Origin of the sequence: Pseudomonas sp. BP11-1-1 (assembly GCF_052112105.1) — a bacterium.
GTDB lineage: Bacteria > Pseudomonadota > Gammaproteobacteria > Pseudomonadales > Pseudomonadaceae > Aquipseudomonas > Aquipseudomonas alvandae.
The window spans coordinates 203,310-228,139 of the sequence record NZ_JAUTYU010000003.1; the positions used below are offsets into that span (position 1 = coordinate 203,310).

At 63.0% G+C, this 24,830-nt stretch carries 22 protein-coding genes; 9 read left to right on the top strand and 13 right to left on the bottom strand.

All coding sequences use genetic code 11. The features are described from left to right. Positions 1 to 12 precede the first annotated feature (12 nt). The 4 genes from Q7C33_RS07680 (at position 13) to Q7C33_RS07695 (ending at position 3,967) form a co-directional block, all read left to right on the top strand. The gene (locus Q7C33_RS07680) at positions 13 to 1,347 is read left to right on the top strand and encodes an ABC transporter substrate-binding protein (protein WP_217859739.1); all 1,335 of its coding nucleotides are present in this window, start codon (positions 13 to 15) and stop codon (positions 1,345 to 1,347) included. Between the two features lie 52 nt (positions 1,348 to 1,399). Then, positions 1,400 to 2,176 (top strand): ABC transporter ATP-binding protein, encoded by a 777-nt coding sequence (locus Q7C33_RS07685; protein ID WP_407683120.1) that lies wholly within the window; start codon positions 1,400 to 1,402, stop codon positions 2,174 to 2,176. A gap of 161 nt (positions 2,177 to 2,337) precedes the next feature. Continuing rightward, positions 2,338 to 3,570, top strand: a complete 1,233-nt coding sequence (locus Q7C33_RS07690) for an SfnB family sulfur acquisition oxidoreductase (RefSeq protein WP_407683121.1) — start codon at positions 2,338 to 2,340, stop codon at positions 3,568 to 3,570. 10 nt (positions 3,571 to 3,580) lie between these two features. Continuing rightward, entirely contained in the window at positions 3,581 to 3,967 is a 387-nt protein-coding gene (locus tag Q7C33_RS07695) for a hypothetical protein (protein WP_407683122.1), read from the top strand. Positions 3,968 to 4,021: 54 nt separating this feature from the next. Here the strand turns inward: Q7C33_RS07695 and glcF are convergent, their stop codons facing one another. The 3 genes from glcF to glcD are packed head-to-tail and all read right to left on the bottom strand — an operon-like array spanning position 4,022 to position 7,806. After that, the gene (gene glcF / locus Q7C33_RS07700) at positions 4,022 to 5,239 is read right to left on the bottom strand and encodes a glycolate oxidase subunit GlcF (RefSeq protein WP_407683123.1); all 1,218 of its coding nucleotides are present in this window, start codon (positions 5,237 to 5,239) and stop codon (positions 4,022 to 4,024) included. 3 nt (positions 5,240 to 5,242) lie between these two features. Then, positions 5,243 to 6,307 carry a glycolate oxidase subunit GlcE gene (glcE, locus tag Q7C33_RS07705; RefSeq protein WP_407683124.1) on the bottom strand — a complete coding sequence of 355 codons (1,065 nt, stop codon included), beginning with the start codon at positions 6,305 to 6,307 and terminating at the stop codon, positions 5,243 to 5,245. Continuing rightward, a complete protein-coding gene (gene glcD / locus Q7C33_RS07710) occupies positions 6,307 to 7,806 on the bottom strand; it encodes a glycolate oxidase subunit GlcD (protein WP_407683125.1) in 1,500 nt (499 codons plus the stop codon). The genes glcE and glcD overlap by 1 nt, the downstream gene beginning before the upstream one ends. Before the next feature lie 233 nt (positions 7,807 to 8,039). On the opposite strand from glcD, the gene glcC reads away from it, so the two are divergent. Then, entirely contained in the window at positions 8,040 to 8,807 is a 768-nt protein-coding gene (gene glcC, locus Q7C33_RS07715) for a transcriptional regulator GlcC (RefSeq protein WP_407683126.1), read from the top strand. 281 nt (positions 8,808 to 9,088) lie between these two features. On the opposite strand, the gene Q7C33_RS07720 is transcribed toward glcC, so the two are convergent. Together Q7C33_RS07720 and Q7C33_RS07725 are read right to left on the bottom strand one after the other, a co-directional pair. Next, positions 9,089 to 9,496, bottom strand: a complete 408-nt coding sequence (locus tag Q7C33_RS07720) for an ACT domain-containing protein (protein ID WP_217859733.1) — start codon at positions 9,494 to 9,496, stop codon at positions 9,089 to 9,091. A gap of 70 nt (positions 9,497 to 9,566) precedes the next feature. Next, positions 9,567 to 10,463 carry an alpha/beta fold hydrolase gene (locus Q7C33_RS07725; protein ID WP_407683127.1) on the bottom strand — a complete coding sequence of 299 codons (897 nt, stop codon included), beginning with the start codon at positions 10,461 to 10,463 and terminating at the stop codon, positions 9,567 to 9,569. Positions 10,464 to 10,753: 290 nt separating this feature from the next. On the opposite strand from Q7C33_RS07725, the gene Q7C33_RS07730 reads away from it, so the two are divergent. Together Q7C33_RS07730 and aldA are read left to right on the top strand one after the other, a co-directional pair. Then, complete coding sequence (locus Q7C33_RS07730) at positions 10,754 to 12,931, top strand: PQQ-dependent dehydrogenase, methanol/ethanol family (RefSeq protein ID WP_407683128.1); 2,178 nt, start codon at positions 10,754 to 10,756, stop codon at positions 12,929 to 12,931. A gap of 42 nt (positions 12,932 to 12,973) precedes the next feature. Next, entirely contained in the window at positions 12,974 to 14,410 is a 1,437-nt protein-coding gene (aldA, locus tag Q7C33_RS07735) for an aldehyde dehydrogenase (protein WP_030141720.1), read from the top strand. Between the two features lie 54 nt (positions 14,411 to 14,464). Here aldA and Q7C33_RS07740 read toward each other — a convergent pair whose 3' ends face one another. The 7 genes from Q7C33_RS07740 to Q7C33_RS07770 all read right to left on the bottom strand — a co-directional run bounded on the left by Q7C33_RS07740 (position 14,465) and on the right by Q7C33_RS07770 (position 21,879). Next, positions 14,465 to 16,408: a sigma-54-dependent Fis family transcriptional regulator gene (locus tag Q7C33_RS07740; protein ID WP_407683129.1), complete on the bottom strand. Its 1,944-nt coding sequence runs from the start codon at positions 16,406 to 16,408 to the stop codon at positions 14,465 to 14,467. A gap of 285 nt (positions 16,409 to 16,693) precedes the next feature. After that, on the bottom strand, positions 16,694 to 17,635 hold the full coding sequence (locus Q7C33_RS07745; protein WP_334598794.1) for an alpha/beta hydrolase: 942 nt from the start codon (positions 17,633 to 17,635) through the stop codon (positions 16,694 to 16,696). Positions 17,636 to 17,695: 60 nt separating this feature from the next. After that, the gene (locus tag Q7C33_RS07750; RefSeq protein WP_407683130.1) at positions 17,696 to 18,718 is read right to left on the bottom strand and encodes a transketolase family protein; all 1,023 of its coding nucleotides are present in this window, start codon (positions 18,716 to 18,718) and stop codon (positions 17,696 to 17,698) included. After that, entirely contained in the window at positions 18,715 to 19,563 is an 849-nt protein-coding gene (locus tag Q7C33_RS07755; RefSeq protein WP_407683131.1) for a transketolase, read from the bottom strand. Before Q7C33_RS07755 ends, Q7C33_RS07750 begins: the two co-directional genes overlap by 4 nt. A 17-nt stretch (positions 19,564 to 19,580) precedes the next feature. Beyond that, entirely contained in the window at positions 19,581 to 20,879 is a 1,299-nt protein-coding gene (locus tag Q7C33_RS07760) for an MFS transporter (protein WP_030141715.1), read from the bottom strand. Between the two features lie 99 nt (positions 20,880 to 20,978). Then, complete coding sequence (locus tag Q7C33_RS07765; RefSeq protein WP_323155318.1) at positions 20,979 to 21,728, bottom strand: SDR family NAD(P)-dependent oxidoreductase; 750 nt, start codon at positions 21,726 to 21,728, stop codon at positions 20,979 to 20,981. A gap of 22 nt (positions 21,729 to 21,750) precedes the next feature. Continuing rightward, positions 21,751 to 21,879 carry a hypothetical protein gene (locus Q7C33_RS07770; protein WP_264081977.1) on the bottom strand — a complete coding sequence of 43 codons (129 nt, stop codon included), beginning with the start codon at positions 21,877 to 21,879 and terminating at the stop codon, positions 21,751 to 21,753. 44 nt (positions 21,880 to 21,923) lie between these two features. Between Q7C33_RS07770 and Q7C33_RS07775 the strand changes: the two genes are divergently transcribed. Next, complete coding sequence (locus Q7C33_RS07775) at positions 21,924 to 22,841, top strand: LysR substrate-binding domain-containing protein (protein WP_030141713.1); 918 nt, start codon at positions 21,924 to 21,926, stop codon at positions 22,839 to 22,841. A gap of 37 nt (positions 22,842 to 22,878) precedes the next feature. On the opposite strand, the gene Q7C33_RS07780 is transcribed toward Q7C33_RS07775, so the two are convergent. Then, a complete protein-coding gene (locus Q7C33_RS07780; protein ID WP_198795821.1) occupies positions 22,879 to 23,730 on the bottom strand; it encodes a LysR substrate-binding domain-containing protein in 852 nt (283 codons plus the stop codon). 242 nt (positions 23,731 to 23,972) lie between these two features. On the opposite strand from Q7C33_RS07780, the gene Q7C33_RS07785 reads away from it, so the two are divergent. Then, positions 23,973 to 24,815, top strand: coding sequence for a transporter substrate-binding domain-containing protein (locus Q7C33_RS07785; RefSeq protein ID WP_407683132.1), 843 nt, complete (start codon positions 23,973 to 23,975; stop codon positions 24,813 to 24,815). Positions 24,816 to 24,830 lie beyond the last annotated feature (15 nt).

Sequence of the window (24,830 nt, forward strand, 5' to 3'; positions counted from 1 at the left end):
GAGAAGACAGACATGCATGCAACTTTCAAACGTAGCCTCGCCGCCATCGGCCTGGCATTGGGCGCCTGTGCAACGCTGGTACCGGCTGCCCAGGCGGCCAACGAACAGTTCTTCCCCCTGGCCACCTACCGGGTCGGCGCCTATGCCTCCAGCGGCATTCCGGTGTGGGCCGGAATGATTGACTACCTGCGCTACATCAACGAGGTGGAAGGCGGGATCAACGGCGTCAAACTGGTCTGGCAGGAGTGCGAGACCGAATGGACGGCGGAAAAGGGCATCGAGTGCTACGAGCGCTTCAAGAACGGCCTCAACGGCGCGCCAGTGGCGATCTACGCACCCAACGGCGCACCGGCGGCCTATGCCCTCGCGGACAAGGCCGAAGCCGACCGGATTCCGTTGATCACCCTCGGCTATGGCCGTACCGAGGCCACCGACGGCAGGGTATTCCCCTACAACTTCCCGGCCATGCTGACGTTCTACAGCGAGGCCTCGGCGTTCATCAATTACGTGGCTGAGCGCGAGGGTGGGCTGGACAAGCTCAAGGGCAAGAAGATCGCCACCGTCTACCACGACTCGGCCTACGGTCGAGAAACCCAGGGACCGCTGGCGCTGCTGGCGCAGAAGTATGGTTTCGAGAACATCCAGATCGCGGTGGCCGACCCGGGCAACGAACAGGCCGGGCAGTGGCGCCAGGTGCGGCAACTCAAGCCGGACTGGGTGTTCCTACGGACCTGGGGCGTGTCCACGCCCGTGGCGATCAAGACTGCGGCGCGTTTCGGCTACCCGGTGGAGCGCATCGTCGGTGACATCTGGGCCAGTTCCAATGAGGACGTGCTGCCGGCCGGCGAGGCGGGCAAGGGGTACCTGGCGCTGACGCCTTATCCGGGCGGTGCCGACTTCGACATCCACCAACGCATCCGCCAGTACATCCTCGATACCGGCAAGAGCGACCTCAAGGACCCGAAGAGTTTTGGCAGCGTCTACTACAACTCCGGCTTGGTGAACGCCGCCATTGCCGTCGAGGCGATCCGCACCGGGCAGAAAAAATTCGGCAACCGTCCGCTCAACGGTGAGGAAGGTCGCTGGGGCCTGGAGCACCTCGACCTCGGTGATGCCCGCCTCAAGGAGATTGGTTTCCTTGGGTTGATGCAGCCGCTGAAGTTGTCTTGCAGCGACCACGAAGGGGGCGGGGCCGCCAAGGTCCAGCAATGGGACGGCCAGCAATGGAAGCTGATCACCGACTGGGTCCAGGCCGACCGCGTGACGTTGCGCCCGTTGATCGATGCCAAGGCCGCCGAGTATGCGAAAGAGAAGGGCGTGTCCGCCCGCGATTGCGCGGCGCAATGACCCTGCACACGACACACAACCGGGCGCACCCGCGCCCGAGGAGGAAGCACCCATGACCATTGCGACCCTTGCCGGCACCGCAAGCAGTGAGCTATTGGCGGTACACGACATCGAAGTGATCTATGACGGCGCGATCCTTGCCGTGGCCGGAGTTTCCCTGCGGGTCGGGCAGGGCGACATCGTTGCGCTGCTGGGCGCCAACGGGGCCGGCAAGAGCACTACGCTCAAGGCCATTTCCGGGTTGGTCCAGGCTGACCGCGCGCACGTCAGCCGGGGCCGGATCACTTTCCAGGGGCAGGACACCGCCGGCGTTGCAGCCAATCTGCTGGCCCGCCAAGGCATCGTCCATGTGCTGGAGGGGCGCCATGTGTTCGCCCACCTGACCGTCGAGGACAACCTGCGCAGCGGCGGTTTCCTGCGCAAGCCGACGCGCCGGCAGTTGGAGCAGGATCTGGAGCACATCTATGCCTGGTTCCCACGCCTGAAGACCAAGCGCAAGACCCAGGCCGGGCTGACCTCAGGCGGCGAGCAGCAGATGCTCGCCATCGGCCGGGCATTGATGACCCGGCCTCGGCTGGTGTTGCTGGATGAACCTTCGATGGGGCTGGCGCCGATCCTTGTCGAAGAGATCTTTGCCATCGTCGCCCAGCTCAATGCCCAGGAAGGCATGAGCTTTCTGGTGGCCGAGCAGAACATCAATGTTGCCCTGCGCCATGCCACCTACGCCTACGTCCTGGAAAACGGTCGGGTGGTGGGTGAGGGCAGCGGTGCGGAGTTGGCGGCGCGGGAAGACATCCAGCATTTCTATCTGGGCGGCAAGGCCGGCTGACGGTCGAGTGTTCGGTGGGCAACAGTGAATCCGCAGTTTGCTGTTGCAGGGGCTTTTCCAGACCTGCTTTCGGATTGCAACGCATTGAATACAAAGGGTTAAAAGGGTTGGTACGGACTGTGCTCTGGTTGTTGGTGAACCCGTTACGCAAGGAGCAGCACATGAGCCATACACCGACCGTTGACCCCTCCCAGCAGGCTCGTCCGGGCCCTCGGCGCCCGGCCCATATCATTCGCAGCGACGCCGAGGCCATCGAGGTGGCGCAGCATGTGGCCGAGGACTTCGCCCGGGAGGCCGCCTTGCGCGATCGTGAGCGACGGCTGCCCTGGGATGAACTGGAACGCTTCTCCGAAAGCGGCCTGTGGGCGATCAGCGTGCCGAAGGCCTACGGTGGTGCCGGGGTGTCCTATGTCACCCTCAGCGAGGTGATCGCCATCATTTCCGCCGCCGATTCATCCCTCGGCCAGCTACCGCAAAACCATTTCGGCGTCCTCAGCAATCTCGGCTTGACCGGCAGCGAAGCGCAGAAGCGGCGCTACTACGCCAAGGTGCTTGAGGGGTATCGCTTCGGCAACGCCTTTTCCGAAGCGCGAAGCCAATACGTCACGACCTTCCAGACGCAGATCCGCTTCGATGGCGACACGGCAGTACTCGACGGCGAGAAGGCCTACTGCACCGGCGCATTGTTCGCCCATATCGTGCCGGTGGCCGGGGTTGACGAGGTGGGGCATGTGCACATCGCCCTGGTGCCGCGCGATGCTGCCGGGTTGACCGTCATCGACAGTTGGGACGGTTTCGGCCAGCGCATCACCGCCAGCGGCCAGGTGCGTATCGACGGCGTGCGAGTGCCTGCCATCGACGTGGTGCCGGCCTGGAAGGCCTATGACCAACCCACTTCCGACGGTCCGATTTCGCAGATTATCCAAGCCGCCGTGGACACCGGCATTGCCCGTGGCGCCTTCGCCGAGACCTTGCGCGTCGCCCGCCAGGCGCGCCCCTGGGTCGACAGCGGCCTGCAGCACGGTTGGCAAGACCCGCTGGGCCAAGCGTTGATCGGTGAACTGGCCTGGCGCCTGCAAGCGGCCGAGGCGATTTTGCAGCGTGCGGCCCGAGCCGTCGACCGTGCCGTCGCCGAACCCAGCGAGGAACGAGTCGCCGAGGCTTCCGTAATCGTTGGCCAGGCCAAGGTGCTGTCTACCGAGATCGCCTTGGAGGCGTCCAGCCGTTTGCTGGAGCTGGGCGGCACCCGCAGCGTCTCGGCCAGCCAGGGCCTGGACCGGTTCTGGCGCAACGCGCGGACCCACACCCTGCACGACCCGGTGCGCTGGAAATATCACTTGGTCGGCAACCAGCTTCTCAACGACATCAAGCCGCAACGTCATTCCTGGAATTGAGGTATCGAGCATGTCCTATTCACATTCCCAAGGTCGTAGCGACCTCGCCCATGCCCGCCACGTCGAGGCGGCTCTGCTTGACTACCTGCGCGGCCACAGCGCGCGACATGAAGCCCTGGTGGTCGCGGCAGTCGGCGACCTGCGCATCCGCATCGACGCCGCCGATGCTTTGCTCGAACGCGCCGACACGTCCCAATCGACCGCCATCGCCTTTCGCCTGGCCGCTGCGGAGGCGGCGCGGGTGGCCGGTCATGGGTACTTCGAGTTGGCCGGGCGCAGCTTGCCGCGGCCATTGCCGGACGCCGCCGAGCCAGCGTTGCTGACCCAGCGCCGGTTGCTGGGCGACCATTACCTCAACGGCGCGGCGTTGGCGGATGGGCAGGGAGGGCAGGCGTGAGCGGGGTTGCGGTTGCTCGCCTTTGTGCCGGGTTGAATGATCCAAGTCCGCCGCTCAAGGCAATGCCGCTTCGACCAGTTCGATCCAATGCCGGACAGGGGGTCGGCCAGCGCCGTCGAGGTGGGATTGACAGCCGATATTGGCGGTGGCGATGACTTCCGGGTGTCCGCTTTCCAGAGCGTTGAGCTTGTTGTCGCGCAGTTGCCGGGACAGTTCGGGTTGGGTCAGCGAGTAGGTGCCCGCCGAGCCGCAGCACAGGTGGCTGTCGGGCACCGGCGTGAGGTTGAATCCAAGTTGTTCCAGGATCGTTTCGACTGCGCCCCCGAGTCTTTGTGCGTGCTGCAACGTGCAGGGGCAGTGGAAGGCCAGGCGCTGGTCGCTGTGTACGCCGAGCTGATCCAACGGTTCGTCGCGCAGTACTTCAACCAGGTCCTTGGCCAGGGCGCTCACTTTTGCGGCCTTGGCGGCATACGCCGGATCGCTGCTGAGCAGGTGCCCGTAGTCCTTGATGAAGGCGCCGCAACCGCTGGCGGTTTGCACGATGGCTTCGGCACCGCTTTCGATGGCCGGCCACCACGCGTCGATGTTGCGCCGGGCGCGGTCGAGGCCGGCGGCCTGGGCGTCCAGGTGATAGTCCACCGCCCCGCAACAACCGGCCTCACGAATCGCGGTGACGCTGATGCCCAATCGATCCAGTACCCGTGCGGCGGCTGCGTTGGTGTTGGGTGAGAGGCTTGGTTGCACGCAGCCTTCGAGCATGAGCACTTGCCGGTCATGGCGGGTGGTCGGTCGTGGCTTTGCTGGGTGCACGTTGCGGGGCAGCTTGGCTTTCAGCGTGTCTGGCAGCAACGCGCGGAAAACCTGGCCGCCGCTCACCAATCCTTTGAACAGCCCGCGATTGGGCACCACGCTGCGCAACCCCTCGCGCAACAGGCGTTGGCCGTGTGAACGCGGGACTGACGCATCGACCACCGCCCGGCCAATGTCCAGCAAGTTGTGATAATCGACGCCGGAGGGGCAGGTGGTTTCGCAGTTGCGGCACGACAGGCAGCGATCCAGGTGTTCCTGGGTTGCGCGGGTCACTTCGTTGCCTTCGAGCACCTGCTTGATCAGGTAGATGCGCCCCCTCGGACCATCCAGTTCATCACCCAGCAATTGATAGGTCGGGCACGTGGCATTGCAGAAACCGCAGTGCACGCAACTGCGCAGGATGCGTTCGGCTTCTTCGGCGCGGGGCAATTGGCGGGCGTCTTCGCTCAAGGTGGTCTGCATGGTTCAAAGCTCCGCGTACAGGCGACCGGGGTTGAAAATGCCCCGTGGATCGAGTTGCTGCTTCAGGTTCCGGTGATAGCGCATCAGTGCGTCGGGCAGCGGTTGGAAAGGGCTGTCGGCCAATCCAGGGGTGTAGCAGGTCACATGCCCGCCGACTTGTTCGACGATCGAGCGGATGAAGGTCGCTTCGGCGTCCGATTTGAGCCAGCGCTGGGCGCCGGCCCAATCGATCAGTTGGACGCCGGGTAACGGCAAGCGAGGTGTGTTCGGCGGCAGGGAGAGGCGCCAGAGGGGCCGATCTTCATCGAAGAAGCTCAGCCGATGTTCGTTCAGGTCCTGCCAGTACGAAGCGTCCAGTCGCTCGCCGCCCAAACGATCGTGGGCCGCCGCCACCGAGCCTTCGCCACCTTCAAGTCGCAGGTTCAGGCGCTGGCCATCGTGGCACGCGGCAGTGATCGGCAGCGGTTGCTGCCCCCATTCCGCCAGGCGCTGCAAGGCGCGCTGGGCATCCATTTCCAGGCTGATGCTCAAGGTCTGCCGTGGTTTTGGCAGGACCTTGAGGGACACTTCGGTCACCACGCCCAGCGAGCCGTAGCTGCCGGCCATCAAGCGCGACAGGTCGTAGCCGGCGACGTTTTTCATGACCTCGCCGCCGAAGCGCAAGTGCTTGCCCTGACCGGTGATGACTCGTGTACCGAGGATGAAATCGCGCACCGAGCCTGACCAGGGACGACGTGGCCCCGAGAGTCCGCAGGCAATCATGCCGCCCACCGTGGCATTTTCACCGAAGGCGGGCGGTTCGCAAGGCAGCATCTGCTGCGCCGCGTCGAGCACTTCGAACAACTCCGTCAACGGCGTACCACCGCGAACGGTGATCACCAGTTCAGTCGGGTCGTAGCTGACAATGCCGCGGTGCGAGCGCGTGTCGAGTACTTCGCCCGCCACGCTACGCCCCAGGAACGCCTTGCTGTTGGAACCCTGGATACGCAGCGGCGTGGCGTTTTCCAGGGCCTGGTTGACCTGCTCCAGCAGCGCCGCGCTGTCGTCGAAATCGTGCTCGCTGCCCATCAGAAGCGCTCCAGTTCAGGAAAGGGCAGCTGACCCATGTGGACATGCATGGCGCCAAACTCGGCGCAGCGATGCAGCGTCGGAATATTCTTCCCGGGGTTGAGCAGCCCGCTCGGGTCGAACGCAGCCTTGACCGCATGGAACACGGTCAGCTCATCGCTGTTGAACTGCGCGCACATCTGGTTGATCTTCTCGCGGCCCACACCGTGCTCACCGGTAATGCTGCCGCCGACCTCCACGCACAATTCGAGGATCTTGCCGCCCAGGGCTTCGGCGCGATCGAGCTCGCCCGGCTGATTGGCATCGAACAGGATCAGCGGATGCATGTTGCCATCGCCAGCGTGGAAAACGTTGGCGACCCGCAGGCCGTACTCCGCCGATAACGCCGCGATAGCTTGCAGCACACCGGGCAGTTCCCGGCGGGGGATCGTCCCGTCCATGCAGTAATAATCCGGCGAAAGGCGGCCCACCGCAGGAAATGCGTTCTTGCGTCCGGCCCAGAAACGCACGCGTTCGGCCTCATCGCAAGCCTGGCGCACGTCGATGGCGCCGGCCTGTTGCAACACCTGGCGCACGCGGTCGCAGTCGTCATGGACATCGGCTTCCACGCCATCGAGTTCGCACAACAGAATCGCTTCGGCGTCCACCGGGTAGCCGGCGTGGATGAAGTCTTCGGCGGCGCGAATGGCCAGGTTGTCCATCATTTCCAGACCGCCCGGGATGATCCCGGCGGCAATGATGTCACCCACCGCCCGGCCAGCCTTTTCAACCGAATCGAAGGCCGCCAGCAGCACTTTGGCCGTTTGCGGCTTGGGCAACAGTTTGACCGTGACCTCGGTGATCACCCCGAGCATGCCTTCGGAACCGGTGAACAACGCCAACAGGTCGAACCCCGGTGAGTCGAGGGCCTGGGAGCCCAGCGCCAGGTGTTCGCCATCGACGGTGAGGATATCGACCTTGAGCAGGTTGTGCACGGTCAGCCCGTACTTGAGGCAATGCACGCCACCGGCATTTTCCGCCACATTGCCGCCGATTGAACAGGCGATCTGCGAAGAGGGATCCGGCGCGTAGTACAAGCCGAACGGCGCGGCCGCCTGGGAAATCGCCAGGTTACGCACGCCCGGCTGCACCCGCGCGGTGCGGGCGGCGGGGTCGATGTGGAGGATGTTGTTGAAGCGCGCCATCACCAGCAGCACGCCTTTTTCCAACGGCAGCGCACCGCCGGACAAACCGGTGCCCGCGCCACGGGCGACGACGGGCACCTGGCGCGCGTGGCAGAGGCGAAGCACGCCTTGGACTTCCTCGATGTGGCGCGGCAGCACTACCAGCATGGGCGTGGTGCGGTAGGCGGAGAGCCCGTCGCATTCGTACGGCTTGAGCGCTTCGCGCTGATGGAGGATTTCCAGGTCGGGAAGCTGGGTTTGCAGGGCCTGGAGCAGTGCATTTTTGTCCACGTCAGGCAAGAGGCCGTCGACGCGTTCATCGTAGAGAATGTTCATGGTTCGCAGGCGACCCTCAAGTTGTTTTTATTCGAGGTCTGTTCTGATACGGCTGACTTGCATCATTGGTCCGAGGCGTTCTACTGTCCATGTGTTGTTGGACTGGTCGAACCAGTTCTTCGACCCTGTTCTTTTTGGCTGTTTGAAAATTCAATGAAAAATCAGCGAGCTATCGCTGTGTTTGAAAACCTCTGGATCCGATGACAGAGCTAGTCATACCAGTTGGAGATTCGATGGAAAGCTTCGAGACGCGCCGTAACCCGCAAGTCGCCGACGTGGTCTGCGAGCGCATAGAACGCCTGATCGTCGATGGCGTGCTCAAGACCGGGCAGCTGTTGCCTTCGGAACGGCGACTGACGGAAAAGCTCGGTGTCTCCCGCACCGCGCTTCGCGAGGGACTGAAGCTGCTGCGCGCCCGCGGGATTATCAAGACTGAACAGGGCAAGGGGTCATTCGTGGCCGACTTGTCGGGGCATGGCTTGGCGTCGCCGCTGATGCACCTGTTCAGCTCGCAGCCACGCACGCTCTATGATCTGTTCGAGGTCCGCAGCCTGCTCGAAGGCGAGTCCGCGCGCCTGGCGGCCCTGCGCGGGACCGAGGCTGATTTCGTACTGATTACCCGCAGCTACGAGGCCATGCTCGACGCCCATAGCCGTCCCTTGGAGGCCAGCGTCCATGCCCGGCTCGACCATGCGTTTCACCTGGCGATCTGCGAGGCCTCGCACAATCCGGTGCTGGTGCAGACCTTGCGTTCGCTGACGGATTTGCTGCTCAGCTCAGTGTTTGCCTCGGTCAACAACCTCTACCACCGCGAGCCGCAAAAGCGCCAGATCGACCGCCAACACGCCCGGCTCTATAACGCCGTGACCGGGCGGCTGCCGGAGCAGGCGCGCAAGGCGGCCATCGTCCACATCCAGAGCATCTGCGAGAACCTCAGGGAAATCGAAAACGAAGAGCAACGCCTGGTGCGCGCCACGTTGCGGCTGGAGGGGTGGGCGTAGAGGTCAACCGTTGGGCAGGTGCCGACCTGGTTTCGGTTGAACGCATGCTCCCACAAGGGATGGGTGGTGGACACTGAACTTGAAAACGACCCAAAAATCCATGTGGGAGCTTGCTCGCGAAGGCGGAGTGTCAGTCAAAAAGATGTAGCTGACCGGACGCCTTCGCGGGCAAGCCCGCTCCCACAGTTGTTTTGGGGTGGTTCCAAGGTTTGCGTACGCCACGGCGATCGTTGTGGGAGCAACTGTCCTGGATGGTTTGTTCCGTCGACCGCAGTTTCGGCTCAGTCGCTGCCTCCAGACCGAGCAAGCGCCTCCAGAACCTCAATCGCCCGCTGCGCATCTTCCCGACCCACGAAGATGTGGTCGTGGTAGTAGGCGGCGATGACGTTGCAACTGATGCCCGCGTTGCCCAAGGCTGTTGCGAAGGCGGCGGTCAACCCGACGGCATCCAGGGCGGAGTGCACGGTCAAGGTGATCCAGGCGGCGACGTAGTCGAAGTGCAGGCCCAGGGCCTGGGCCCTGTTGCGCTCGATGATGACGGTCAGGCCTTCCTTTTCCCGGAAACTGCCCAGTATTTCCTCGCCTTTGACGAGGTCCATGTCGGCGACGCAGCAGAAGACGTAATCCCCGTCGTTGAGCGTCGGGCTCATTGCGCTGAGCAATTTCGCAATCGATTTTTCGCCAGCCATGTCGGTTCACCGTTCGATGGATAAGGGGGCATTGGCTGGCGAGTGTTGTCGAAACGGATACCGCCTGCAACTACCTGCCTCCCGGGACCGAAGGAAGCAGGAAACCAAGCACCTCGTCCATCAAAAGCCCTGGCACTTCCTCCGCGATGTAATGCCCCGACGGCAACGCTTTCCCTTGCACGTCGGTCGCGACTTTTTGCCATTCACCCAGCGGATCGAAGCAACGGCCCACGACGCCGTCCGCTCCCCACAACGCGAGCAACGGCGTTGAGAGCTTTCGCCCGGCTTGCCGGTCGCTCCGGTCGTGCTCCAGATCGACGCTGGCGCTTGCCCGGTAATCCTCACACAGGCCATGAGCGGTGCCAGGGAGTGCCAGGCAGCGCAAGTACTCGGCAAATGCGGCGTCGGTGAAAGGCGCCATGCCAGCGCTGCGGGTGCCCATGACGCTGCGCAGGTAAAGCTCCGGATCAGCCTCGATGAGCGTTTCGGGAAACGGAGCTGGACGGATCAGGAAGAACCAGTGCCAATAGGCGCGGGCGAACGCTTCGTTGGTTTGCTCATACATTGCCAGGGTCGGCGCGATATCCAGTGTTATCAAACGCTTCACTGCGTCCGGGTGGTCCATGGCCATGCGATGGGCGACGCGTGCGCCTCGGTCATGCGCCAGCACGTCAAATTTCATGAATCCCAGCGCGCGCATGAGCTCGAGCCCGTCCTGGGCCATTTCTCGCTTGGAGTAGGCGAGGTGCTCGGCGTCGCCTGCCGGTTTGTCGCTGTCACCGTAGCCACGAAGGTCCGCCGCGACCACGGTGAAATGCTCCGCCAGGGGGTCGGCGATCTTGTGCCACATGACGTGAGTCTGGGGATGCCCGTGGAGCAGCAGCAGGCCTTGGCCGCTCCCGCCTTTGCGGTAGTTGACGGTGATGCCATTGACTTGGCATCGGCCCGATTCAAATGAGGCGAACATCGCTTGGTTCTCCTGCTGATGGTTGCGCTCATTGTAGGGCGCGCGCTCGCGGGTGCTAAGGCCCGGCGTGTGACGGCTTTCTTCACGAATCGTGCGCAACCTGACTCACCTCTGGCACAGCTGTCGCGGCAAATGCGACAACTGTCGCACGGCTTCGCGACCCGCGATAGGAGCCGAAAACCCCATGGATCGGGGCTTGCGCAGCATTTTCAAACGGTGGCATGGGGGTTGCTCCTCTGCTGGTGCGCAGCGCAATGGCTTCGCTACTAATAAGAACCAGGAGTCCTCCCATGACACAGATTGGCCTCGCCGTGCCTACTGCTTCTCGGAACGCGCCCCTCCGCGCTCCCCTCAAGACGCTATTTGTCGTGCTGGCGCTTACCTTCCATACCGTCCCGGGCTGGGCGCAGGACCTGCCGGCGAATGTCGACGGCAAGCGCATCATCGCCGCCGACCAGGAACCCGGTAACTGGATGAGCACCGGCCGCACCTACGACGAACAACGCTACAGCCCGTTGAAGAAGATCAGCGACCAGAACGTCGGCCAGTTGGGGCTCGCCTGGAGCTACAAACTGGACCTGGATCGCGGTGTCGAGGCGACGCCCATCGTGGTCGACGGCGTGATGTATACGACCGGTCCGTTTTCGGTGGTCTACGCCTTGGATGCGCGCGACGGCAAGTTGATCTGGAAGTACGACCCCAAGTCCGACCGCAACCGCGCCGGTGAGGCTTGTTGCGACGCGGTCAACCGGGGCGTCGCGGTGTGGAAGGGCAAGGTTTACGTGGGTGTGCTCGATGGTCGTCTTGAAGCCATCGACGCCAAGACCGGCCAGCGCGCCTGGTCGGTGGACACCCGGGCCGATCACTCGCGCAGCTACACCATCACCGGGGCCCCGCGAGTGGTCAATGGCAAAGTCGTGATCGGCAACGGCGGCGCCGAGTTCGGCGTACGCGGTTATGTCACCGCCTACGACGCGGAGACCGGCAAGCAGGCCTGGCGCTTCTTCACGGTGCCGGGTGATCCCAAGTTGCCGCCGGAAGACAAGGCCATGGCCATCGCCGCCAAGACTTGGCACGGCGACGCCTATGTGGCCCAGGGCGGTGGCGGCACGGCCTGGGATTCCTTTGCGTTCGACCCGGACTTGAACCTGCTGTACATCGGTGTGGGCAATGGATCGTTGTGGGACCCGAAATGGCGGAGCCAGGCCAAGGGCGACAACCTGTTCCTGTCGTCCATCGTCGCGGTCAACGCCGATACGGGCGAGTACGCCTGGCACTACCAGACCACGCCGGGGGACGCCTGGGACTACACCGCCACCCAGCACATGATCCTCGCGGAACTGCCGATCGATGGAAAGCCGCGCAAGGTGCTGATGCAGGCGCCGAAGAACGGTTTTTTCTACGTGATCGACCGCGCCACGGGTGAGCTGTTGTCGGCCAAGGGCATCGTGCCGCAGAGCTGGACCAAAGGCATGGACATGAAGACGGGCCGGCCCATCGTCGATGACGAGAATGCCGCGTACTGGAAGGATGGCAAGCGCAAATTGGTCACGCCCGCGTTCTGGGGCGCCCATGACTGGCAGCCGATGTCCTACAACCCGAACACCGGCCTGGTGTATATCCCGGCGCACATCATGTCCGCCTACTACGAGCACATCCCCGAGGCGCCGAAGCGCAACCCGTTCAAGAGCATGTACCAACTGGGCCTGCGCACCGGGATGATGCCGGAGGACGCCGATGGGCTGTTGGAAATGGCCAAGGGCTGGTCGGGCAAGCTGATCGCCTGGGACCCGGTCAAGCAACAACCGGCTTGGGAAGTGCCCTATGTGACGATCTTCAACGGCGGCACCTTGAGCACCGCCGGCAACCTGGTGTTCGAGGGCAGCGCCGACGGCCGGGTGATCGCCTATGCCGCCGACAGCGGCAAGAAACTCTGGGAGCAGCCGGCAGCCAGCGGTGTGATGGCGGCGCCGATTACCTACAGCGTGGACGGTGAGCAGTACGTGACGTTCATGGCCGGGTGGGGCGGCGCCTTCTCGACCTTTGCCGGTGCCTTGTCCTTGCGCGCCGGGGTCCGGCCGTTCTCCCAGGTGTTGACCTACAAGCTGGGCGGCACGGCGAAACTCAACGAGCCGGCACCGCTCGCCGACACCCCGAAACCGCCGCCCCTGACCGGCGACCTGGCCGCAGTGGACGCCGGCGCCAAGCTCTACGACGGCTATTGCTCCCAATGCCACGGCATTCATGCAGTCAGCGGCGGCGTGCTGCCGGACCTGCGCAAGCTGACGGCGGAAAAACACCAGATGTTCCTCGGCATTCTCTACGGCGGTCGAGTGCCGGATGGCATGCCGTCCTTCGCCGACGCCTTCACGCCGGAACAGGTGGAGCAGATCCACCAATACCTGATCAAGCGCGCCCACGACCTGCAGCAGGAAGGCGGGGTCTGGAAAACCTTCACCGCCAAATGAATGCACCTGCATCGTTCTGAAACTGACCGCGAGAGCAAGCACATGACCGAGATCATCAATTACCAGAACTTCATCGCCAACGCCTTCATTCCCAGCGACCCAAGCATTGAGGTGCACAACCCGGCCAACGGCGCTTTACTGGCGCGGGTGCCCGAAGCCAGCGGCGAGCAAGTCGAAGCGGCGATTGCCGCAGCGCGCAAGGCGCAAAAAAGCTGGGCCGCCCGCCCGGCCATCGAGCGCGCCGGCTACCTGCGCAAAATCGCCAGCAAAGTGCGCGACAACGCCGAACGACTCGCCCATATCATCACCGCCGAGCAAGGCAAAGTGCTGGGATTGGCGCGGGTGGAAGTCAACTTCACCGCCGATTACCTGGACTACATGGCCGAGTGGGCACGGCGCCTTGAGGGCGAGGTGCTGACCAGCGACCGCGCTGGCGAAAGCATCTTTCTGCTGCGCAAGCCCCTGGGTGTGGTGGCCGGTATCCTGCCGTGGAATTTTCCGTTCTTCCTGATCGCTCGCAAGATGGCGCCGGCGCTGGTGACCGGTAATACCATTGTGATCAAGCCCAGCGAAGAAACGCCCATCAACTGCTTCGAGTTTGCCCGTCTGGTGGCCGAGACCGACCTGCCGGCCGGGGTGTTCAATGTCGTCAGCGGCACGGGGGCGACCGTGGGGCATAACCTGACCCGCCATGCCGGCATCGACTTGATCAGCTTCACCGGCAGCGTCGGCACCGGCTCGCGGATCATGGCCGCGGCGGCGCCGAACATCACCAAGCTCAACCTGGAACTCGGCGGCAAGGCGCCGGCCATCGTGCTGGCGGACGCCGACCTGGACCTCGCGGTCAAGGCGATCACGGCTTCGCGGGTGATCAACACCGGGCAAGTCTGCAACTGCGCCGAGCGGGTGTATGTCGAGCGCAAGGTCGCCGATCAGTTCATCGAGCAGATCGCCGCCGCGATGGCCGCGACCCGCTACGGCGACCCGTTGGCCGAGGACAATCTGGACATGGGGCCGCTGATCAACCAGGCGGCGCTGGACAAGGTTGCGCGGATGGTCACCATTGCCAAGGAGCAGGGGGCTGAAGTGGTCACGGGCGGCGCGGTGGCCGACAAGGGCCAGGGCTTCCATTACCAGCCGACGGTGCTGGCTGGGTGTGGTGGCGAGATGGCGATCATGCGCCAGGAGATCTTCGGCCCGGTGCTGCCGATCCAGATTGTCGAAGGCCTGGACGAAGCCATCGCCCTGGCCAATGACAGCGAGTACGGCCTGACGTCATCGATCTACACCCGCAGCCTGAGTGCCGCCATGCGCGCGAGCAACGAGCTGGATTTCGGCGAAACCTACATCAATCGAGAGAACTTCGAAGCGATGCAGGGCTTCCATGCCGGGGCGCGCAAGTCCGGCATTGGCGGCGCGGACGGCAAGCACGGCTTGTATGAGTACACCCATACCCACGTGGTTTACATCCAAGTGTGATCTGGCGAGAAAAATGCCGGCACCCGCAAGGGCGCCGGCATTTTTCTGGGCGTATCAGAACTGGTCGTTGGGCGCGACGACGCCATGCTTTTTCATCTTGCGGTACAGCGTGGAGCGGGAGATGCCCAGGTCGGTAGCGGCGGCACTGATGTTCCAGCGATGCTGGCGCAGGGTTGCCAGCAGGCGACGGGACTCTTCGTCGCCCAGCTGTTCGCCCAAGCTGACGGCCAACGGTGTGGTGTTGGCGGACAGTGACAGGCGCTGTGGCGCCAGCACTTCGCTGGGCAAGCAGTCCAGGTCGATAACGCCGTTTTCAGCCAGGGCCACCGCGTAGCGCAGGCTATTGAGGAGTTGGCGGATATTGCCGGGCCAGTGGTAGTCGAGCAGGCACTGACGGGCATCCGCTTTCAGTCGTAGCGCGCGGGTTTCGTCCTGTGCCGCGAGCAGTTGCTCGATCAGCGCGGCGCGGTCACTGCGTTCGCGCAAGGCGGGCAGCGCCAGGTTCATGCCGGCGAGCCGATAGAACAGATCTTCGCGAAAGCGCTTCTCGCCGATCATCGTGGGCAGGTCCTGGTGAGTCGCCGAGATCACCTGGATGTCCAGCGCCACCGGCACTTCAGCCCCCAGCGGCGCGATTTCCCGCTCCGCCAGCACCCTTAGCAAGCGGGTTTGCAAATGGGCGGGCATGTCGCCAATTTCATCGAGAAACAGCGTGCCGCCATTCGCCAGTTCCAACTTGCCCTTCATGCCTTTTCGGTTCGCGCCGGTAAAGCTGCCGGCGCGATAGCCGAACAGCTCGCTCTCGATCAGGGTCTCCGGAATGGCTGCGCAATTGAGTGCGACGAAAGGCCCAGCGCGACGAAGGCTGGCGTGGTGGATCGCGCGGGCAAAGGCTTCCTTGCCGGTGCCGGTCTCGCCGGTAATCAAAATCGGGATGCCTTTGTCGATCACCTTGCGCACCCGGTGGACGCTCTGTTGCAGTTGGGGGTCGAGGCCGGAGAGTTGTTGCAGGTCCGGGTGTGCGTCAGGGGCAGGGCGGGCGACGGGGCGGGGGCGGTGCTGTTGAGACGGGATCCGCAGGCCGACCTCCAGCAACGCCTCATCCCGCAGACCACGCAAACGCACGCCTTGGGCGCCACCGTTGGTGAGTTTGAGCAGCTCGTCCACCGTGGTTGGCAGCAGGCGATCGATGACGGTGCCCAGCAGTGCTGGACCTTCAGCCAAGTCCAGGGCGACAAAGGCGGCACGGTTGGCGCCGATGATGCGACCGCTTTCATCAAGCGCCAGTAACTGTTCGTTGGCCAGGTCGGCGATTTCATCAAGGGGCTTGAGGGACAAGGTCAAGCGGTCGCGGTAGCTCTGGCGGAAATGTGCATTTTCGATCAGGCGCGCATACATGATCACCAGTTGCAGCGTCAGGTATTGGCTTTCCCGAGGGCCCGCGCTGTTCATGCAGGTCGCGTTCAGGCAGCCGCGCAGCAGGCCCTGGGCATCGAAAATGGGCGCTACCGAACAGCTCAGGCCGAAATTGGACGCCAGGAAATGCTCCTCCCGATGAATGATCAATGGCTGCGCGGCAGCCAGCGTTGTGCCAATGCCATTGGTGCCCACCACCGATTCCTCCCACTGCGCACCCACCACCAGCCCTGATTGCGTATAGATGTCGGGCTGGTCGGGTAGCCGGGAGTCCAGGGTGATGCCGCGCTCGTCGCTCAGCAGCACGGCAAAGCCGGCGGGCACCACGCGCCGGGCCAGACCGCTGACGCCCTGGCTGGCGATGGAAAGATACTGCTGGTGTTGTTCCTGATGGCGACGAATGTCTTCGGCGCTGAGGATGTTCTTGCGGCTCGCCGCACCGGGATCGAGCCGGTGCTCCACGACGCTGCGGTACCAGGACTGTGCGATGACGCCATCGGGCTTCAGGCCGCGTCCGGAAAAATGGTCGTTGACGAAGGCCGCCAGTTCGCTGGGGATCGGCTGCGCGCTGTGCAGGGTCATGAAAGGCTCCCATCGGGCGTGACGCCCGCGCAGGGCTTTCACGGCAATCTTGTTATTAGGCTCTGTACGAAATGTATCCGCACTCACCCATACTGCGTTGAAACGGGGCTCGGAATGCTCATGTACTCCAGTACACTCCGCTTCCTCGCCCCGTTTCGCCTTGTCTGGCTTTCGCGCGAACACATTTCGTACAGACCCTAGGGGATGGTCTGCGTTGCAGATATCTACCATAGACGCTGGCGCGCAAGTTTTCACCGTTGGATTGCAGGTCCGGATCCCGCTTCGTCACTTCCTCAAAAATACTTTCAACGCCCGAACGATGTCGCAGGTCGATTGATCCGCGATGCGCCCTGGCACCTGGTCAAACATATGGGGCGCGCCAGGATAGACGTGAAGCTCCAGGGCGACCCCAGCGCGAGACAGCCTCATCGCAAAATCGACGTCTTCCTCGAGAAACAGATCTTGCGCACCGACCGCGATGAACGTCGGCGGCAGGTTGCAAAGGTCTGGTTGCAGGGCCGGTGAAAACAGGCCGACACGATCATCGTCCAGGGCGTAGCCACCGCGCAGGCACTGCCAGCAGAACTGATTGGGCTCCGGCAGCCAACTGAACGTGGCTGTTTTCCTGCTCGGGTAGGGGGATTGCGCTGAGCCTGTGCGGTGATCGAGCATCGGGTAGATGAGCACCTGGCCGGCCAGCGAAAACCGGCCTTTGTCGCGCGCCATGATGGCCAATGCGGCGGCAAGCGCGCCACCGGCGCTATGGCCCATGATTGCAACGCGCCGGGAATCCAGGCCCAAGTCCTGACTGTTTTCGAACAGCCAGGCGAGGGCGCTGTAACAGTCGTCGAGGGGTGCAGGAAAAGGATGTTCGGGCGCCAGTCGATAATCCACCGCAACGATGAGGGCCCCCAACTCGTCGGCCAGGTTCGCCAGAAAGTCATCGGCCATCTCGGGTTTTCCGAGGACGAAGCCACCGCCATGGATGGACAGGATCGCCGGAAGCTTCGCATCTGGCGCGAGGCCTTTCGGCCGGTAGAGGCACAGGCGCAAATGCTCGGCATCGGCGCCAGGAATCCAGCACACTTCACATCGCACGTGGTGCTCGGGTTTGAAGGTCGAATGAACTCGGGCGCGGATGGCCGGCAGCGTGCTCAGTGACCATTGTTCCGCACCCGAGGCTACAAGACTGCTGAACGCGGGATCGAGCCAATCATCAGGCATCAGGTTTCGCTCCCTTTTGCTTGGAGCTGCCGGGTACCTATCGCCGGTACCCGGCGCTTGCCGTTAAAGCCAGGCTTTGATTTGCGCGCAAACGGCCTGGGTGGAAATGCCGTAGCGATCATGCAGCGTCGGCAGCGCACCCGCGTCGAGGAAGGCGTCTGGCAACGCGATTTGCCTGAATGTCGGGGTCACGCCATTGCGCAGCAGGACCCCGGCAACCGCTTCGCCCAGCCCGCCGATGATGGAGCTATTTTCCGCGGTCACCACCAGTCGCCCTGGCTTTCTGGCCTCGGCGAGCAGGGTGTGTTCGTCCAGCGGCTTGATGGTCGGCATGTGCAGGACCGCGACATCGACGCCGTCGGCCTGCAGTTGCTTGGCGGCTTCCAAGGCACGCATCGTCATCAACCCGGTGGAAATGATCAGCACATCATTGCCGGTACGCAGGGTCTTGGCCTTGCCGATCTCGAACGTGTAGCCATATTCGTCCAGCACCAAGGGCACGTTACCGCGCAGCAAACGCATGTAGACCGGGCCTTGGTGGGCGGCGATGGCCGGTACGGCCTGCTCGATTTCCAACGCGTCACAGGGGTCGACGATCATCAGGTTGGGCATGGCGCGGAAGATCGCCAGGTCGTCCGTAGCCTGGTGGCTCGGACCGTAACCGGTGGTGAGGCCTGGCAAGCCACAGACAATCTTGACGTTGAGGTTTTCCTCGGCGATCGCCATGCAAATGAAGTCGTAGGCCCGACGGGAAGCGAACACCGCGTAGGTCGTGGCAAACGGCACGAAACCTTCCCGGGCCATGCCCGCCGCGGCGCTCATCAGCAACTGCTCGGCCATGCCCATCTGGTAGAAACGATCCGGATGGGCCTTGGCGAAGATGTGCAAGTCGGTGTATTTGGACAGGTCGGCGGACAGACCGACGATGTCCGGGCGCTGGTCCGCCAATGCGGCCAGCGCATGGCCGAATGGTGCTGGTTTCGTCGCCTGTCCTTCGGCGGCAATCGAGGCGATCATCGCTGAGGTGGTCAAGCGTTTCTTGCCCGGCTGGCCCATCGCATTCGGTGTGTTGGCGGCGTTGCTCATGAGTGTTTTCCTTCTTCAAGGTTGTTCAGCGCCAGGTCCCACTCGTGTTCTTCGACGCGGATGAAATGGGTCTTCTCGCGGTTTTCCAGGAACGGCACACCCTTGCCCATGCGTGTATCGCAGATGATCACCCGGGGCTGGCTGGAAGGGTGGTTACGCGCCGCATCGAATGCCGTCACCAGGGCATCCAGGTCGTTGCCGTCGACGCGTTGAGTGAACCAGCCAAAGGCTTGCCAGCGGTCAACGATCGGCTCGAATGAAAGGATTTCGCTGGAATAGCCATCGGCCTGCTGGTTGTTGACGTCGACGATGGCAATCAAGTTGTCGAGCTTCCAGTGCGACGCCGACATCACGGCTTCCCAGGTCGAACCTTCGTTCAATTCACCGTCCGACAGCAGGTTGTAGATGAAGGCGGGCGAGCCTTTTCGCTTCAGGCCCAGGCAGGCACCTACGGCGATGCCCAAGCCTTGGCCGAGGGAGCCTCCGGTGATTTCCATGCCCGGCGTGTACGCCGCCATGCCCGACATGGGCAGCCGGCTGTCGTCCGCGCCATAGGTTTCCAGCTCATCGAGGGGAACGATCCGGGCCTCGATCAAGGCCGCGTACAACGCGATCGCGTAATGGCCGATGGAGAGATAGAAGCGATCACGTTGCTCCCACTCTGGGTTTTCGGGCCGATGGTTCATGGCGTGGAAGTAAGCGACCGCCAGCAGGTCGGCGGCGCCCAGGGCTTGGCCGACGTAGCCTTGTCCCTGGACCTGACCCATGCGCAGCGCATGACGACGGATATTGTGGGCGCGGTCCGCCAGGGACGTGGATGAAGCAGATGAAAGCGAGCGAGTCATGGTGGAACTCCGGTGACTTAACGATTGACCAGGGCGGCGGGAATGCGCAGCACCAGCAAGGCGCCGCCCAGCAGTACGCCGGTGATCAGGTACATGCCGATGGCGCTGGAACCGGTCTGCGTGGTGATCCAGCCAATCAGGTAGGGCGAGCAGAAGCCGGCAAGGTTGGCGAAGCTGTTGACCGCCGCGATGCCTGCGGCGGCGGATACCCCGCCGAGCAAGGTCGTGGGCAGCATCCAGAACATCGAGGACGCAGAGAGGATGCCGGACGCCGCCAGGCACAGGCTCAGGATGGACAGCAGGATGTTGCCCCCCAGCAGCGCGGCGAGCGTCAGTCCGATGGCACCGGCGATCATCGGTGCGATCAGGTGCCAGCGCCGCTCGCGATGCTTGTCGCCGCTGCGGCCGATCAACAACATGGCTGCGATGGCGCAGAGGTAGGGCAGGCTGGTCAGGAAACCGATGTGCAGCGGATCGGAAACCCCGGCGTTGCGCACCAGTGTCGGCAGCCAGAAGGTGATGGCGTACTGGCCCATGACCACGCAGAAATAAATCCCGGCCAGCAGCCACAGGCGGCGGTCACGGACGAACTCGCCCACCGAGGCATGGGTGACCTTCTGCTGGTTGTCCTCGGCCAGTTCACGGCTGACCAGGGCCTTCTCTTCATCGTCCAGCCAATGGGCCTGATGCACGCCGTCCTTGAGATAACTCAGCACCAGCAGCCCGACGACAACGGTGGGAATGGCTTCGAGCACGAACATCCACTGCCATCCGGCCCAGCCGTGCACGCCGGCGAAATGGTTCATGATCCAGCCGGAGAGCGGGCCGCCCACCATGCCCGACAAGGGGATGGCGATGAACCAGAGCACGGTCATGCGCGCACGCCGATAGGACGGGAACCAGTAGGTGAGATAAAGCAGCAATCCGGGGGCCAGTCCTGCTTCGGCGACCCCGAGCAAAAAACGCAGGGCATAGAACTGCCAGGCAGTTTCGACGAAGGCGAACAGCGCGGAAATGATGCCCCAGGTGATCATGATCCGCGCGATCCAGACGCGAGCGCCGACCTTGTGCAAGATGACGTTGCTGGGGACTTCGCAGAGGAAATAGCCGATGAAAAACATGCCCGCGCCGAGCCCGTAGACGGTTTCGCTGAGCGCCAGGTCGTTCATCATTTGCAGCTTGGCGAAACCGACGTTGACCCGATCCAGATAGGCGCACAAATAGCACAGCATCAGGAAAGGCATCAGCCGCCAGGCCGTTTTCCGGTAGGCATTGGAACGCACGGTCGAAACCGCTTCGAGCGACAAAGTAGTCATGATGGCCTGATCTCTTGTTTTTATTGACCGCCAGGCAAACAGCCCGGCTGGGGTCTTCGATCCAGAACCGCACGGGCCGCGATGGCCCGCCCAGATGCATCAGTGAATCAGCATGCCGCCGTTCACATCCAAGGTGATGCCTGTCAGGTAAGACGATAAATCGCTGGCCAGGAACAGGGCGGCGTTGGCGACATCCTGCGCCGCACCCAGGCGACCCAACGGAATGCCGTCGATGATCGCGTGCCGACGCTCATCCTGCATGAGGCCGCCGGTGATGTCGGTGTGGATCAAGCCCGGGGTAATGGAGTTGACCCGCACCTTGTCCGGGCCCAACTCGCGCGCCATTGCCTTGGCCAGGCCCAATACGCCGGCCTTGGCGGCGCTGTAATGCGGCCCACCAAAGATGCCGCCGCCACGTTGGGCCGACACCGAAGACATGCAGACGATGCTGCCGCCTTGCTGTTCGCGCATCAGCGGGATCACCGCCTGCGACATGAGCAGGGTGCCGCGCAGGCTGACGTCCAGCACCTTGTCGTAGTCCGATGGGCGGATATCGAGGGTCTTGAGGGGTTGGGTGATGCCGGCGTTGTTGACGAGGATGTCGATTCGGCCGAAATGTTCGACGACCTGGGCGACGGCCCGTTGGACCTGCGATTCATCGGCAACGTTGGCCGCAAGGCCGAGATGGCCTTCGCCCAGGGCGCTGGCGGCATCGCGTGCGGCAGATTCATCCAGGTCGAGAATCACGACGCGGGCGCCGTGTTGGGCGAACGTCGTAGCGGTGGCGCGGCCAATGCCACGGGCGGATGCGGCGCCGGTAATGATCGCGACTTTGCCTTGCAGAAGCATGGAGGGATACCTCGGATTGTTTTTATTGGGTCGATTTGGAAAAAACCGATGACTCAGCTTCTGCTTTGCCTCCCGGCTGAGCAATGCCGTAAAAATCATTCAGCGCTGAAAAAAATTCAGCACTCGGTTGCTTGCGGATGGAAGCTTTCACGGCGAAGCTCAACAATCATTAGAACTATTGTCGAGTGATCTGCCATGCGTACCGACACCGATGCCCCCTTGATTCTTCCACCGCTGAAAGCAATTCAGGCTTTTGAGCAAACGGCCCGGTTCAGCAACGTCGCCAGGGCTGCGGAAGTGTTGGACCTGACGCCCTCTGCGGTCAGTCATCAACTGGCGAAACTCGAAGCCATGATTGGCCGGCAATTGTTCGTCCGCGCCGCTCGAGGGGTAACGCTGACGCCGGTGGGCGAGCAATACCTCAAGGAAGTCTCTGGGGTGCTCCATAGCCTGGCGGTCGCCACCGAGCGCGCGGCCAGCGACGTGAGCCTGGACTGTTTGCGCCTGCACTCGGCGCCCAGCTTCGGGTTGTTGTGGTTGATGCCGAGACTGGAGGCTTTTCGAGCGTCCAACCCGGATATTCAGATCAATCTGTCGTGTTCCTATGAATCGCTGCATTTCAGTCGAGACAAGATCGACGTGGATATCCGCCACGGCACTGCAAACTGGCCCAGTTACGAAGTCCGCACCGTGCAGAACGAAACCTTCGCGGTGCTCGCTTCGCCGAAACTGCTCGCGCAATGCCCGATCCGCAGCGCGTCCGACCTGTTGGATTGCGACCTGGTGCTTTCCGAAGCCACCTTACTCAAATGGCCGCAATGGTTCGCTCAACATGGCCTGGCGCGCCCGGAGAAACCTTACGCCTTGAGCTTCGACCGGTCATACATGTCGCTGGAAGCAGCCAGCCATGGGTTGGGGTTTGCCTTGGAAAGCACGTTGCTGGCGAAGAAATACCTGGCGGCCGGCAGCCTGGTCGAGGTGGCGCCAGAAGCGCTCAGCGCCCCCGTGGCTGCCCACCACCTGGTGTTTCCCAAGGCGCACTCGAGTTTCCCTCGCGTCCGGCGTTTCCTGGAATGGATGGAAAGTGAGCTGGGGCAGGGCTTCGCGTATTGACTGTCGGGAGCAATTTCGGGCAATGACGAGCGTCGTCTCAATGCCCTTGATTGTTCCTGATCAGGTCATAGGCCCGGCGCACCAGCGGGTTGACGGTATTGGGCCGGATCCACAAGTGATAGGTCACATCCGGCAGCCGTGGCAAACCATCGTTCTCACCCAGCACGCGCATGTCCGGGCCGAGCATTTCCATGCTGCGGGGCGTGACGCCCAGGCCGGCGCGGGTGGCCGCCTTGATGCCGATCAGGTTCGAGGCCAGGTAGGCCTGGCGCCATGGGATATTCGCGCGTTCGAGCGCTTCCAGGGCATAGCGCCGATAGATGCTCGGCTCATCCACCAGGATCAGCGGAAGGGGTTCGCCGGGATTGTGGAGGTACTGCGCCGAACAGATCCACCACACCGGCGAGGTGCGCAACGCGAAGCCTTCCAGGTTCGGGTCCTGGCGTGTCGAGATGATCATGTCGACCTTGCCCCGGTGCAGGTCATCCATCAGGAACGGGCTGCGCCCAACGTCGATTTCAAGGCGCAGGCGCGGAGCCGAGCGGGCGATGTGGCTGAGAATCGGCGGCAGGATGGTGTCGGCGATGTCGTGGGGCGAGCCGATGCGCAACACGCCGCTCAGGCTGCTTTCACGCAGGGAATTGAGCGCATCGTCGTTGAGCGAAAGCATTTGTCGTGCGTGCCGTAGCAATTGCTGGCCCGCTTCGGTGAGCTGCTTGTGCCTGCCGCGTTTTTCGAACAGCGTGACCCCGACCTGCTGTTCCAGGCGTTGCATGTGCTGGGTCACCGACGATTGCGTACGGGCCAGTTGGGCGCCTGCTTCGGCAAAGCTGTGGTGATCGACCACGGCAATGAAGGTGCGCAGTAATTCGAGATCCAAGGTCGACATGGTCACCGCTTCATATCAAGGCTGAAAACCTAAACATTACAGACTTTTATGTGTTTGGTGGGCTGCTCTCGCTCGATATGCTCTGCGGCCCCATGGAATCGTGGTTATGCGTTTTTCGTTTGGAGACCAAACCTGACGAGTTATAACGATATTAGATATTTGAATTTCCGTTGGCTCCGGGCGCTACCTAGGATGCCCACTCATCAGGCCGGGGGACGCCGGCCATCCATGAGGGGAATTCCATGTCACGTGAGCGCTCATCCGTAAAACGCTTGTTGCCTGTCCTGCTGGGCGCCCTGGTCTCGTTGTCGACCGTCCACCTCGCCCATGCCGATGCCACGCTGGACAAGATCGAGCAACGCCACGCGTTGGTGGTGGGCGTGTTGTTGTCCGGTGGCCCGTTCGGCGGTATCGATCCCGCTACCCAGAAACCTCGCGGCTTCAACGTCGATCTCGCCCAGGAACTGGGTCGGCAACTCGGCGCCGAGGTGCAGTTGGTGCCGGTACTGCCCGCCAACCGCGTCCAGTTCTTGCAGCAGGGCAAGGTCGACCTGCTGATCGCCAACATGGAATGGACCGCCGAGCGCGGTGAAATCCTCGGCTTCGTGCCCACGCCGTTCTACCGCGTCGGCGGCACTGCGGCAGTGCTCAAGGACAGCAAGATCAGCCGCTGGGAAGACTTGAAGAATCAACCGGTATGCACCTCCCAGGGCAGCAGCTACATCAAGCCGCTCACCGAGCTGGGCGTCGAGATCAAGGCCTTCAAGAGTTCTTCGGAATCGCTCCTGGCACTGCGGGGCAACAACTGCGTCGCCGCGGTGCATGACGCCACGCTGATCAATCCGTTGGTTGCCGAGAACCCCGAATGGCAGGGCTACCGCGCCCTGAGTCCGGAGCTGAACCCGGCACCCTCGGTGGTCTGGACGCGCAAAGGTGAAAGCGATACCCAGGCCAGGCTCGACCCGATCATCCAGCAGTTGCACCGCAGCGGCTGGCTGATCGAGGCCCAGACCCGTCATCGCATCACCCCGGCGTCACCGGCCTTGGTGGAGTTGCAGAAACAGTTCCAGGCCAACGGCGCCTGAGATCGTCGTGCCTGC